We start from the raw sequence: 12,623 nt of genomic DNA, 5'->3' as shown, positions 1-12,623 counted from the left end.
TTTCCGTAGAAGAGCGGAGACCATTCTCTGATGAAAAAGATCGAAGCCATCATTAAGCCCTTCAAGCTGGATGAAGTGAAGGAAGCCCTTCAGGAAGTCGGCTTACAGGGGATCACTGTCATCGAAGCCAAGGGCTTCGGACGACAGAAAGGTCATACCGAGCTTTACCGCGGCGCCGAATATGTCGTCGACTTTCTTCCCAAGGTGAAAGTTGAAGTCATCGTCGCAGACGAAACCGTGGACAGCGCCATCGAAGCCATCCGCAAGGCTGCCCAGACGGGACGCATCGGGGACGGCAAGATTTTCGTCTCCAACATCGAAGAAGTTATCCGTATCCGCACCGGTGAATCCGGCGTGGATGCAATCTGATAATACCTGCGTACAATCCATCGTCGTGCAAACAGGGAATTAAAATGACGACTGCCAACGATATTCTCAAACAAATCAAAGACAACGACATCAAGTTCGTCGACCTTCGCTTCACCGACCCGAAGGGCAAACTGCAGCATGTTACGATGGATATCGGCCTCGTCGACGAAGAAATGTTTGTCGACGGCGTGATGTTCGACGGCTCTTCCATCGCCGGTTGGAAAGCCATCAATGAATCCGACATGGTTCTGATGCCGGATCCGACGACGGCCCATATCGACCCGTTCTTCGCTCAATCCACACTGGTCATCCTTTGTGACATTCTTGACCCGATCTCGGGTGAAGCCTATGGCCGCGATCCGCGCACGACCGCAAAGAAGGCGGAAGCCTACATGAAGTCGCTCGGCATCGGCGACACGGTCTATGTCGGTCCGGAAGCTGAATTCTTCGTCTTCGACGACGTGAAGTACAAGGCTGACCCGTACAATACCGGTTTCAAGCTCGACTCGACCGAACTGCCGTCAAACGACGATACTGAATATGAAACGGGCAATCTCGGCCACCGTCCGCGCGTCAAGGGCGGCTATTTCCCGGTACCGCCGATCGACAGCGCGCAGGACATGCGCTCGGAAATGCTAACCGTCCTCACCGAAATGGGTGTCACGGTTGAAAAGCATCATCATGAGGTTGCTTCCGCACAGCACGAACTCGGCGTGAAATTCGACACGCTGGTCCGCAACGCCGACAAGATGCAGATCTACAAGTATGTCGTGCATCAGGTTGCCAATGCCTATGGCAAGACCGCAACCTTCATGCCGAAGCCGATCTTCGGTGACAACGGTTCGGGCATGCACGTCCACTTCTCGATCTGGAAAGAAGGCAAGCCAACCTTCGCTGGTAACGAATATGCCGGCCTGTCGGAAAATTGCCTTTACTTCATCGGTGGCGTTATCAAGCACGCCAAGGCCGTGAATGCCTTCACCAACCCGTCGACCAACTCTTACAAGCGTCTGGTTCCGGGTTACGAAGCCCCGGTTCTGCTTGCCTACTCGGCTCGCAACCGTTCGGCTTCCTGCCGTATTCCATTCGGCAATTCGCCGAAGTCCAAGCGTCTGGAAGTTCGTTTCCCTGATCCGGCGGCAAACCCGTATCTGTGCTTTGCTGCCCTGCTCATGGCTGGTCTTGACGGCATCAAGAACAAGATTCATCCGGGTCAGGCCATGGACAAGGATCTTTACGATCTGCCTGCCAAAGAACTGAAGAAGATTCCGACCGTCTGCGGTTCACTGCGTGAAGCACTGCAGTCACTCGATAAGGATCGTGAATTCCTCAAGGCTGGCGGCGTGTTCGATGACGATCAGATTGACAGCTTCATCGAACTCAAGATGGCCGAAGTGATGCGTTACGAAACGACGCCGCATCCGGTCGAGTACGACATGTACTACTCGGTTTAAGAAAGCTGCGCGGGCGTTAATCCGTTCGCGCCATTTCTTTTGCTCTTACCGAGGGGAACGACGCGCAACACTTGATGATTGCGCGCGCAAAAGAAACCCCGGCAATGCCGGGGTTTCTTTATTAGATCAATGCGATAATTCTAATATTTAAAGTGCTTTGAGCACACGAGCCGCCATCATCATTTCAATTTCGCGGTTTTTTCGCCGCTCTATGGCTTCCGCGTCCGAACCCCAATGCTCGATAGTCCAGTCCTCATCAATATGAGCCAGATTCCAGCCTTGCTCTGCTGTTATTTCATCCTTTGCGATAGCAAGTGCAATAATCGCTGAGCCGGTCAGCGTCGTCATTGTATGCAGTGATGCCAGCGCGATTGGGTCTTTGAAACCAGCCAGATGAACACCGAATGCCGCGATGGCTTCCCGAGGCTGTTCAATGTGCATCACACCTTCAGCAAGTGAAAAACGTGCGCCAAGGCCTTCCATCCAGTCGATCAGCGGATCCCATTGCTCGGTCTGCCGAGAAACGAGTTCCTGCGGACTATCGGCGCGATAGCAAAGCATATCCGTGCCTGCGAAACGCAAAATGTCCTCGAAAACTGCCTGCGGATCCTGCGCAATCCCATCAATCGCCGTGTTGACGAGACGGGTCGCAGGCATTTTCCCCGGGTCGATAACCTTTTCCTGAGCGGTGAATTCGTCCGCTACGATCTGGGCCGCCGCCTTGGTCGGCAACAGCAGCAGATTGCGAGCCGGCGTCTTGACAGGGCGACCATCCAAATGGACGGTGAAACCGCCTTCAACTTCCGCCACTTCTGCCTTTTCGTAGAAGCGTTTAGGCAGTTGCGCCAGCATCTGCTTTTGTGCCCGCACGATCGGGTTTTCGTCCGAAAGCTGCTTTCCTGCCTCAAGATCACTCAAAATATCACGCATAGATTTGTCCAGTTCTGTGTCGCTGACTTGGTGGAAGGCTCAACAACTAGAGAACCTGTTCGTCCATACCTTGCAGCAATGCATGGAGTTCAGATGGCGCTTCCAGAATGTGATGGGCGCCAGATTCAATCAGTCCCTGCCGGTTATGATACCCCCAGGAGACGCCCACCGCCATAGCCGCCGCCGCGCGTGCCATCTGCATATCATAAACAGCATCGCCGATAACAATTGTCTGGCTGGGTTCTATCCCCATTTCCGCGCAGGATTCAAGCACCATGGCCGGGTGTGGTTTCGACGGGCAATCGTCAGCAGTACGCGTCACCACGAAATGATGCCCGATGCCATGACGTTCGAAAACAGAGCGGACGCCGCGCTGGGATTTTCCGGTCACTATGCCAAGCAGAAGATCGTCCCTCGCCCCGAGCTCCGTCAGAAGCGGCAGAATTCCATCGTAGAGCGGCTCCGTGAAATCGGGCGCCTGTCGCAACATCACAAAGTTTTCCTTGTAGCGTTGCGTCAACCAATGCACCTGCTCATCCGGCTCGCGATCCAGAATCTTAGCAATAGCCAGATGCAGCGACAGGCCGATGATCGAATGCGTTTCCTCGATTGCGGGAGGTTCCAGACCGGCATCTGCAAAGCTCGTAGCCATGCATCTGTGAATGAAGTCACCGCTGTCGACCAGCGTACCGTCGCAATCGAAAAGGACCAGTTTCATCGGGCGTTGGTGACCTTTGCCGGCTTGTTGATAATCATCAGTCCGCAACCAATCAGCGCAAGAGCCGCGAATATTTTCCAGCTCAGGGGCTCATTCAGGATCAGACCGCTCAATAACACGCCGAAAGCGGGCGTGAGAAAGGCGAAATTAGAAAGTTTCGATGCCGGATAACGGCGCACCATCCAGAACCAGAGCGGATAGGTGAAAGCCACCACGAATATCGCCTGAAAGAGAAACGCCGATATGGACAAGGCATCCGGGCTACGAAGCAATGGGCCGCTCAACGCGATGAATGGCAGCGGCACCAGTGTCGCGACCACCAGCTGGTAGAGAAGCGTCTTTTCTGGAGCCGTATGGGCAAGCCGGGTTCGCTTGATAACCAGCGTGGTAAGTCCCCACAGCACACCTGACACGAGCGCAAGCATATCGCCATAGATGGCGTGCGGCCCCGGTCGGCTGACATGATCGGAGAAGACCAGAAACACACCCAGAAAGGCGATACACATGCCAACGAAGGCCCGGACAGACATCCGCTCGCCGAGAAGGAAATGACTGCCAATAGCGACCCAGAACGGCATGACGTTCATCATGAGTGTGACACGCCCAACGCTCGTCAGCTCCATCGCCAGAAAAATCAGAACGAATTCGCTTCCGAACAACAGCCCGGCGGCAATTCCGGCCCAGAGCGTGCCATCACGCTTGAAAAGCGGAATACGGCGCCAGTAACACCAGAGAAAAACGCACAGGCCACCGAGCGCAGCACGCCCCGCCGCCATCAGCATGGGATTGAACCCTCGATTGCCGATCTTGATGGCAACCTGATTGAGCCCCCAGCTGAACATGATGAACATGACCAGCATGATGGCCAGCCCATCGAACGAAACTCGCCCCTCGGACGATCCCCCCGCTCCGCCTGACATTTTTAATCTTCCGCACTTTCCTCATCAAAGCCGAGCAGGTTCCACGACTGAACCATATGCGGCGGCAGTGGCGCGGTCACATCGATAGTACCGCCCGACGGATTTGGAATACGAATACGGCGCGCATGAAGATGCAGACGTTTTTGTATACCGCCCGGAAACTCCCAATTCTGGTCAGCTTCAAAGTACTTTGGATCACCGATGATAGGATGACCGATATAAGCCGCATGCACACGCAGCTGATGGGTTCTACCGGTATAAGGCTCCATCTCCAGCCAGGTCAGATTGTTCCCTGCCTTCTCGATGATGCGGTAATACGAGACAGCGTGATCGGAATCCGGCTCGCCATGCTGGCAAACACGCATCTTGTCACCATCCGGTGTCTGTTCCCTGACCAGCCAGGTTGAAATCTTGTCCTCGCGCTTGCGTGGAACGCCTTTGACCAAAGCCCAATAGGTCTTTTTAGTGTCGCGTTCACGGAAGGCGGTGGTCAACGCCTGCGCTGCGCCCCGCGTACGAGCAACGACAAGCACGCCCGATGTGTCACGGTCGATACGATGCACAAGACGCGGTTTTTCGCCCTTCTTGTTGCGCCATGCCTCCAGCATTCCATCAACATGACGCGATACGCCTGAACCGCCCTGCACGGCGAGACCTGCAGGCTTGTTGAAAACGTACACTTTCGGGTCTTCATAGAGAAGCATCTGCGAAAGCACGTCGCCGTCCTGCTGGCTGCGGATTGTCCGCGCCGTGACCGGGCCGACGGCCTTTTCATCGACGCCAAGAGGTGGAATACGAACAGTCTGTCCGGCCTGAATACGCGTATCTGCCTTGGCCCTTGAGCCGTCGATACGAACTTGCCCCGACCGCAGAAGCTTCTGCAGATGGCCGAAACCCAACCCCGGATAATGGACCTTGAACCAGCGGTCGAGCCGCATGCCCGCCTCGCCTGTATCCACAATCTTCTGTTCAACGCCTGCCATGGAGAAACCCGATCAACTCTTGCTATTGCGGTGCGTACGCGCGCGCCGGTCATTAAGTCCTGTCAATAGACGCGAGTTCCGACGATTGCTAGGCGGAATTCCTGAAAACTGCAATTTGGCTGCTTTAGCCGAAACTGGTCCAGCAATCCCTAAAGAATTCCATTTCGACTACTGAATCTTCACACTCGGTTACACACGTTCTTAATTTATGGTCGATCTTGACACCCAATCGCCACTTCTTGTCGCCATCAGATATTGATAGAACAAAGGGGCTATACCATTTAGTCCCGTGAAATAGAACGAGCGGGAGTGCGAAAGTGTCATTGCTCAAAATCTACTGGCGAGCCATGGAATACCTTGCGGTCGAAAAGACTGCAACGATTACCATGTGTGTCGCCAGCGTGCTGGTTGCCCTGGTCACACTTGCCGAACCTATTCTGTTCGGTCGGGTCATTCAGGCTATCTCCGATAAGGGCGATATTTTCTCGCCTCTTGCGATGTGGGCTGCGCTTGGCGGCTTCAACATTGTTGCTGCAGTCTTCGTGGCGCGCGGAGCCGACCGCCTCGCACACCGCCGTCGTCTGGGCGTGATGATCGATTCTTATGAGCGTCTCATCACTATGCCGCTTTCGTGGCACCAGAAGCGCGGTACATCCAACGCACTCCACACGCTGATCCGCGCAACAGATTCGCTTTTCACGCTCTGGCTCGAATTCATGCGCCAGCATTTGACGACCGTGGTTGCTCTGGCGACGCTCATTCCGGTTGCAATGAGCATGGATATGCGCATGTCGCTGGTGCTCATCGTGCTCGGTGTCATCTATGTGATGATTGGCCAGCTTGTCATGCGCAAGACCAAGGATGGTCAGACCGCTGTCGAAAAGCATCACCACAAGCTGTTCGAACATGTGAGCGATACGATCAGCAACGTCTCGGTTGTGCAGAGCTATAACCGCATTGCGTCGGAAACCCAATCTCTGCGTGATTATGCCAAGAACCTGGAGAAGGTACAGTTTCCTGTTCTCAATTGGTGGGCGCTGGCCAGCGGCCTGAACCGCATGGCATCAACCTTCTCAATGGTGGTGGTTCTCGTTCTCGGCGCTTACTTCGTTACCAAGGGCCAGATGCGCGTCGGCGATGTAATTGCCTTTATCGGCTTTGCACAGCTGATGATCGGTCGTCTCGACCAGATCAGCGCCTTCATCAACCAGACCGTTACGGCACGCGCCAAGCTTGAAGAGTTCTTTCAGATGGAAGATGCCACGGCTGATCGTCAGGAGCCCCAGAGCGTGTCGGACCTGAACGACGTCAAGGGCGACATCATATTCGACAATGTAACCTTCGAGTTTCCGAACTCCGGCCAGGGCGTCTATGATGTATCGTTTGAAATCAAGCCAGGACAGACGGTGGCCATCGTCGGCCCAACCGGTGCAGGCAAGACGACGCTCATCAATCTGTTGCAGCGCGTTTTTGATCCGGCAGCCGGCCGCATCACGATCGACGGAACAGATACGCGTACCGTCAGCCGTCGTTCGCTGCGTCATGCCATCGCAACTGTCTTTCAGGATGCAGGCCTGTTCAATCGATCGGTCGAGGAGAATATTCGTGTGGGTCGAGAAAGTGCCACGCATGAGGAAGTGCATGCTGCAGCACGTGCCGCAGCAGCCCACGACTTCATTCTGGCCAAGAGCGATGGCTACGATACGGTTATCGGTGAACGCGGCTCACAGCTTTCGGGCGGTGAACGTCAGCGCCTAGCGATTGCGCGCGCAATCCTGAAGGATTCGCCGATCCTCGTTCTGGACGAAGCCACCAGTGCGCTTGACGTTGAAACCGAAGAGAAGGTGAAGCAGGCGGTTGACGATCTCAGCCACAACCGCACGACCTTCATCATTGCTCACCGTCTTTCGACAGTCCGCTCCGCCGATCTGGTCCTTTTCATGGACAAGGGCCACCTGGTCGAAAGCGGCAGCTTCGATGAACTGGCCGCACGCGGCGGTCGCTTCACCGACCTTCTTCGTGCTGGCGGCCTCATGCTGGAGGACAAAGCGCCCAAAGCTGTCGAGGGTAGCAATGTGATGCCGTTTCCGTCCAAGGGCGCAGTAGGCTAAAACATAGAGCTTTCAAATGAAAAGCCCGCGATGATCTCATCGCGGGCTTTTTTCTTCATGGCCTAAAATCTAAAACGGTACCTCGAAGCGGAGCCCATCATATCCCGGTTCGACATTACCCGGTGTCTCACGCATGACTGTCTCGTAATCGAGTGGAACGTGCATATGCGTGAGAATGGCGCGCTTGGGCGCCAGCTTCTCGATCCATTCCAGCGCTTCACCAAGCGAGAAATGGCTTGGATGTGGGCGATATTGCAGCGCATCTATGATAAGCACGTCGGCCCCGCCCAAATGCTTAAGGCTTTGCTCAGGGAAAGCGCTCACATCAGTGCAATAAACAACAGATCCGATACGAAAGCCGAGCGATTCAATATCGCCGTGCACCTGACTAAACGGCTCGAAGCGGATTGGGCCACCCGCTCCCGATATGGAAAACGGCGTCTCCGGAGCAATGTCGTGCATGCTGAGGATCGGCGGGTAGCTCGATCCGGCAGGTGTTTCGAAACAATAACCAAATGCCTCGAAGAGCCGGTTCCGCGTCAATCGATTGGCATAGACATCCATGAGACGACGATTTTCAACGACATATGTGCGAAGATCGTCGACACCGTGAATATGGTCAGCATGCGGATGTGTATAAACAGCCGCATCGAGGCTGTGTGCGCCTGCATCAATCATCTGAGCACGGAAATCCGGCCCGGTATCGATCACAACTGTCGTGCTGTTACCTGTATCGTCAAATCGCTCGACCAATAGCGATGCGCGACGACGTTTGTTTCTCGGATTATGGGGATCGCAACTGCCCCAATCGCCATTGATACGCGGCACGCCGGGCGACGAACCACAGCCCAGAACCGTGAAACGCAGGCAATTTTTTGGGGGAGTCACGCTCAATCTTCCCCCTTACAGTGCCAGTGTAGGCCGAGGCATCTTGGAAAACAGCCTGAACACGTTGTCGCTCGTGATACGCGCGACTTCGTCATTGCTCACGCCAATCGTCTCAGCCAGCACGGCCGCTGTATGCTGCACGAAAGACGGTTCGTTGCGCTTGCCGCGATGCGGCAACGGAGCAAGGAACGGCGCATCCGTTTCCACCAGCAGGCGGTCACGCGGAACGATGGTCGCTATTTCGCGAATCTCCGGTGAGTTCTTGAAAGTCAGAATCCCTGAGAAAGAAACATAACCGCCGAGCGCGATGCCCTTTTCAGCCAGAGCACGACCGGAAGAGAAACAGTGCAGGATAAACGGAAAAGCGCCCTTCTCCGTCTCACGCTCCAGTATCTCGGCCATATCCTCATCCGCACTGCGGGCATGAATGACTAACGGCAACTGAGTCCGACGCGCCGCCTCAATGTGTACGAGGAAACCTTGGCGCTGCGCTTCCGGTGGGGCATAGTCGTAGTGATAATCGAGACCCGCCTCGCCTATGGCGACAACCTTCGGATGTTCCGAGAGACGCACGAGATCATCAGCCGTAATGTCGAGTTCTTCATGCGCGTTGTTCGGGTGGGTACCGACCGAGCAATAAACGGAGTCATAGGTTTCCGCGATCGCGCGGATCGTATCGAATTTCTTGACCCGTGTGGAAATCGTCACCATGCGCCTAACTCTGGCATCCAGAGCGCGCTGAACGATATCATCGCGCTCCGGTTCAAAGTCGGCAAAGTCGAGGTGACAATGACTGTCGACAAGCATCATCGAACTCAGTTCTGTTCTTCTGTTTCCACATAGCGCGGAAATACCGGCTGCGGGGCTGGCAGATCGGCACCCCCGACAAGCTGGCTTGCCGTAACGTCAGAGAACTGACGCTTGTCGGCAGGAATTGCCAGTATGTCGAGAAGCTTTTCTGCCGACTGCGGAATGAACGGCTGCACCATGATGCCAACGCGCCGGATCACTTCGGCTGTCACATAAAGGACAGTACCCATGCGCGCCGGATCGGTCTTGCGCAGCGCCCAAGGTTCCTGCCCCGCAAAATAACGATTGGCTTCCGCGACAACGGCGAAGATCGCGCCGAGCGCCAGATGCAGCGCTTGGTCGTCCATAGCTTTACGCGCCGTTTCCAGCGCCGCATCGGCCTGATCGAGAATTGCTTTATCCGCGTCGGAGAATTCACCCGGAACCGGAACCTTACCTTCGCAATTCTTGGCGATCATCGACAGCGAACGCTGCGCCAGATTACCGAGATCATTGGCCAGATCGGCATTGGTGCGGTTGACGATGGCGTCATGACTGTAGCTGCCATCCTGACCGAATGGTACTTCACGCATCAGGAAATAGCGCAGCTGATCGAGCCCATAACGTTCAACGAGACCGAAGGGATCGATCACATTGCCGAGGGACTTCGACATTTTCTCGCCACGGTTGAACAGGAAGCCATGTGCGAAAACCCGCTTCGGCAGCGGAATACCAGCCGACATCAGGAATGCGGGCCAATAGACGGCGTGAAAGCGCGAGATATCCTTGCCGATGATATGTGCATCGGCAGGCCAATAACCCCACTTTTCATCCGAAGTATCAGGATAGCCAAGAGCAGTAATGTAATTGGTCAGGGCATCGACCCAGACATACATGACGTGTTTCTCGTCACCCGGCACCGGAATGCCCCAATCGAATGTCGTACGCGAAATCGACAGGTCCTTCAGACCCGACTTGACGAAGCTCACAATCTCGTTGCGGCGCTCCGCAGGCATGATGAAGCCCGGATTCTTCTCGTAAAGATCGAGCAATTTGTCCTGATAGGCTGAGAGACGGAAGAAATAGCTTTCTTCCTCAACCCATTCGACAGGAGTCCCTTGCGGACCGTAGCGCACACCATCCTCGCGGACTTCCGTTTCCTCTTCGCCGTAATAGGCTTCGTCACGCACGGAATACCAGCCGGCATATCCACCCTTGTAGATATCGCCATTGCCAGCCATCGCTTTCCAGATAGCCTGACTCGCCTTGTAATGGCGCTCTTCCGAGGTGCGAATATAGTCGTCATTCGAGCTGTTCAGCACATCCGCCATCTGGCGGAACGCAGCCGTATTGCGATCTGCGAGCTCGCGCGGCGTAATGCCTTCCTTGCGCGCGCTCTGCAACATCTTGATGCCGTGTTCGTCCGTACCGGTCAGAAAGAAAACATCCTTGCCGTTCAGGCGCTGAAAACGCGCCATTGCATCGGTCGCGATCAACTCATACGCGTGGCCGATGTGCGGCTTTCCGTTCGGATAAGCAATCGCGGTGGTGATGTAATATTTTTCGCGGCTCATTATGGACCCGGTCTTTCGAAGTTTGAAAGCGCGCCTGAATGATTAGCAGACACACGAGGAGAAAATTATCAGCGGTGACATAACGCATGTCAGCGGCCATGTCACGCAAGCGGAGGCTGACCGGAACGAAAAGCGCGATGCGTTTTTTCCAAAAGGATTACCACAGCTTGCCGGCGGTCGAGATTGTAGGTTTCAGCATCCACGGTCTCGCGTACGAGATCGCTCCAGAAACGCGACCAGCGATCTGCATCACGCAGTTGCCCTGCCTCCGCACGACGACGAGCTTCGATTGCAACCTGCCCAAGCAGATGATCACGGAACAGCTCATATTGAACCTCCGACTCACGACCATTCAATATGCCGCCGAGCGCCTGCGCTTTCGGCAAATCGAAATTTTGTCCTTCGAGAAGGGAATCGACAGTGTCGGAGATTTCGATACCGCCATTCGCTACCAGCAGAAGTGCCTTACGCACACTGCCTTCCGATCGCTGGAGCAGTGTTTGCGTTACAGCATCAGCCTGCATTCCGACACCGGGACCGACATGTGCCAAGGCATCCGTCAACCCAGCATCGTCAAGTGGCTTGAAGCCGATGCTCTGGCAACGCGACCGGATTGTCGGGAGCAAGCGTCCCGCCGAATGGGAAATCAGGATAAAGAGCGCCCGTGCAGGAGGCTCTTCCAGGGTTTTCAGGAGTGCATTGGCGGCATTGCGATTCATATCATCGGCAGGGTCGACAATAACGATGCGCCAAGCGTGGTCTGATGCCGTTCTGGTCAGAAAATGTGTAACCCGGCGGATTTCCTCCACAGGAATACCCGTTTTGAATTTCCCGGTCTTCTGATCGAATGGGCGATTGATATGCAGGACAGCGGGATGCATCCCGCCTGCAATCTGTCGCCAGAGCGGCCTTGCAAAATCCGGAGCAGCAATATGCTCCGGCGCTTCGCTATTGTCGCCATGCGCCAGCATATGGCCAGCCAGGTGAAAAGCGAGCGTTGCCTTGCCGATCCCCTGCGCACCTTCAAAGAGCAGCGCATGATGCATACGCCCCTCGCGATAGGCTTGCGCCAAAAAGTCACTAATCTCCCGGTGCCCGGCAACATAATCACTTGCAGAAGGCTCTGGCACACCCTCAATGGAATCGTGCGCTTTAGGGACGTCGAGTTCCTCAATCACAACAACCCCCTTTCCTTCAAAGCACTATCAACCTCTTTTGCGACATCACTTGCAATCTGGTCTTGCAGGCGATCAGCGTCGATCACCTTGCAGCGTTCAGGTTCCGCCTCGGCGATTGCGAGAAAGGCTTGCCGTCGTGCCTCGTGCACAGCAATATCTTCCTTCTCGAACCGGTCCGCCGTCTCGCTGCCGCGCCGTTTTCCAGCACGAGACAAACCCTTCTCTGCGGGAATATCAAGGATGATCGTCATGTCAGGCATGACGCCATCGATCGCAATGCGCTCCACAGCCGCCATATAGGTTCTGTCGAGATTGCCGGTAACACCTTGATACGCACGACTTGAGTCGATGAAACGGTCACAGAGAACCACCCGCCCCTCATTCAGCGCCGGGCGGATAAGCTGGTTCACATGGTCTGCTCTTGCAGCACCGAACAGCAGGGCCTCCATCGCTGCGCCGTAGTTCTCCGCATTGCCGCTCAATATGACATGGCGAATTGCTTCCGCACCAGGAGAACCACCCGGTTCTCGCGTGATGACCGGATCGAAGCCGTTTGCCCGCAAATGCTTGGCCAGCAAAGCAATTTGCGTTGATTTGCCCGCTCCTTCGCCGCCTTCGAATGTGATGAACAATCCCGACAAACCAGCTTCCAAATGTTTGAATCGATATCCGAATGGACTTCTATCAAAGTTATTATCGGCCTTTGGCT

General features: G+C 55.1%; 12 protein-coding genes. 3 read left to right on the top strand and 9 right to left on the bottom strand.

The window, feature by feature from the left end:
* The first annotated feature begins 30 nt into the window (after positions 1 to 30).
* Together OANT_RS10835 and glnA are read left to right on the top strand one after the other, a co-directional pair.
* A complete protein-coding gene (locus OANT_RS10835) occupies positions 31 to 369 on the top strand; it encodes a P-II family nitrogen regulator (RefSeq protein WP_002964122.1) in 339 nt (112 codons plus the stop codon).
* A 44-nt stretch (positions 370 to 413) separates the two neighbouring features.
* Positions 414 to 1,823 carry a type I glutamate--ammonia ligase gene (glnA, locus tag OANT_RS10830; protein ID WP_010660034.1) on the top strand — a complete coding sequence of 470 codons (1,410 nt, stop codon included), beginning with the start codon at positions 414 to 416 and terminating at the stop codon, positions 1,821 to 1,823.
* Between the two features lie 147 nt (positions 1,824 to 1,970).
* Here the strand turns inward: glnA and OANT_RS10825 are convergent, their stop codons facing one another.
* From OANT_RS10825 to OANT_RS10810, 4 genes are read right to left on the bottom strand one after another with little or no spacing between them, the layout of a single operon-like run.
* Positions 1,971 to 2,753, bottom strand: coding sequence for an ATP12 family chaperone protein (locus OANT_RS10825; protein ID WP_012091995.1), 783 nt, complete (start codon positions 2,751 to 2,753; stop codon positions 1,971 to 1,973).
* Positions 2,754 to 2,799: 46 nt separating this feature from the next.
* Positions 2,800 to 3,471 (bottom strand): HAD-IA family hydrolase, encoded by a 672-nt coding sequence (locus OANT_RS10820; protein WP_012091994.1) that lies wholly within the window; start codon positions 3,469 to 3,471, stop codon positions 2,800 to 2,802.
* Positions 3,468 to 4,391: a DMT family transporter gene (locus OANT_RS10815; protein WP_012091993.1), complete on the bottom strand. Its 924-nt coding sequence runs from the start codon at positions 4,389 to 4,391 to the stop codon at positions 3,468 to 3,470. The genes OANT_RS10820 and OANT_RS10815 overlap by 4 nt, the downstream gene beginning before the upstream one ends.
* A gap of 2 nt (positions 4,392 to 4,393) precedes the next feature.
* Positions 4,394 to 5,374 (bottom strand): RluA family pseudouridine synthase, encoded by a 981-nt coding sequence (locus OANT_RS10810; protein ID WP_010660030.1) that lies wholly within the window; start codon positions 5,372 to 5,374, stop codon positions 4,394 to 4,396.
* Between the two features lie 317 nt (positions 5,375 to 5,691).
* Here OANT_RS10810 and OANT_RS10805 point away from each other — a divergent pair, with 317 nt between their 5' ends.
* Complete coding sequence (locus OANT_RS10805) at positions 5,692 to 7,485, top strand: glucan ABC transporter ATP-binding protein/ permease (RefSeq protein ID WP_012091992.1); 1,794 nt, start codon at positions 5,692 to 5,694, stop codon at positions 7,483 to 7,485.
* A 69-nt stretch (positions 7,486 to 7,554) separates the two neighbouring features.
* On the opposite strand, the gene OANT_RS10800 is transcribed toward OANT_RS10805, so the two are convergent.
* The 5 genes from OANT_RS10800 to tmk all read right to left on the bottom strand — a co-directional run bounded on the left by OANT_RS10800 (position 7,555) and on the right by tmk (position 12,555).
* Entirely contained in the window at positions 7,555 to 8,373 is an 819-nt protein-coding gene (locus tag OANT_RS10800) for an MBL fold metallo-hydrolase (RefSeq protein ID WP_012091991.1), read from the bottom strand.
* Between the two features lie 15 nt (positions 8,374 to 8,388).
* Positions 8,389 to 9,180: a TatD family hydrolase gene (locus OANT_RS10795; RefSeq protein WP_040130126.1), complete on the bottom strand. Its 792-nt coding sequence runs from the start codon at positions 9,178 to 9,180 to the stop codon at positions 8,389 to 8,391.
* An 8-nt stretch (positions 9,181 to 9,188) separates the two neighbouring features.
* On the bottom strand, positions 9,189 to 10,736 hold the full coding sequence (metG, locus tag OANT_RS10790; RefSeq protein ID WP_012091989.1) for a methionine--tRNA ligase: 1,548 nt from the start codon (positions 10,734 to 10,736) through the stop codon (positions 9,189 to 9,191).
* A 101-nt stretch (positions 10,737 to 10,837) separates the two neighbouring features.
* A complete protein-coding gene (locus OANT_RS10785) occupies positions 10,838 to 11,914 on the bottom strand; it encodes a DNA polymerase III subunit delta' (protein ID WP_012091988.1) in 1,077 nt (358 codons plus the stop codon).
* Positions 11,911 to 12,555: a dTMP kinase gene (gene tmk, locus OANT_RS10780; protein WP_040129268.1), complete on the bottom strand. Its 645-nt coding sequence runs from the start codon at positions 12,553 to 12,555 to the stop codon at positions 11,911 to 11,913. The genes OANT_RS10785 and tmk overlap by 4 nt, the downstream gene beginning before the upstream one ends.
* Positions 12,556 to 12,623 lie beyond the last annotated feature (68 nt).

This window comes from Brucella anthropi ATCC 49188, assembly GCF_000017405.1.
In the GTDB taxonomy this organism is placed as follows: Bacteria; Pseudomonadota; Alphaproteobacteria; order Rhizobiales; family Rhizobiaceae; genus Brucella; species Brucella anthropi.
Note: the sequence above shows the minus strand (reverse complement) of the source record. Positions and strands in the feature narration are given on the sequence as shown.

Excerpts from the sequence above, each read along its gene's own strand:
- OANT_RS10815 (WP_012091993.1), bottom strand. The coding sequence starts at position 4,391 with ATGTCAGGCGGAGCGGGGGGATCGTCCGAGGGGCGAGTTTCGTTCGAT.
- OANT_RS10825 (WP_012091995.1), bottom strand. The coding sequence starts at position 2,753 with ATGCGTGATATTTTGAGTGATCTTGAGGCAGGAAAGCAGCTTTCGGAC.
- OANT_RS10810 (WP_010660030.1), bottom strand. The coding sequence starts at position 5,374 with ATGGCAGGCGTTGAACAGAAGATTGTGGATACAGGCGAGGCGGGCATG.
- metG (WP_012091989.1), bottom strand. The coding sequence starts at position 10,736 with ATGAGCCGCGAAAAATATTACATCACCACCGCGATTGCTTATCCGAAC.
- OANT_RS10835 (WP_002964122.1), top strand. The coding sequence starts at position 31 with ATGAAAAAGATCGAAGCCATCATTAAGCCCTTCAAGCTGGATGAAGTG.
- OANT_RS10795 (WP_040130126.1), bottom strand. The coding sequence starts at position 9,180 with ATGCTTGTCGACAGTCATTGTCACCTCGACTTTGCCGACTTTGAACCG.
- glnA (WP_010660034.1), top strand. The coding sequence starts at position 414 with ATGACGACTGCCAACGATATTCTCAAACAAATCAAAGACAACGACATC.
- OANT_RS10820 (WP_012091994.1), bottom strand. The coding sequence starts at position 3,471 with ATGAAACTGGTCCTTTTCGATTGCGACGGTACGCTGGTCGACAGCGGT.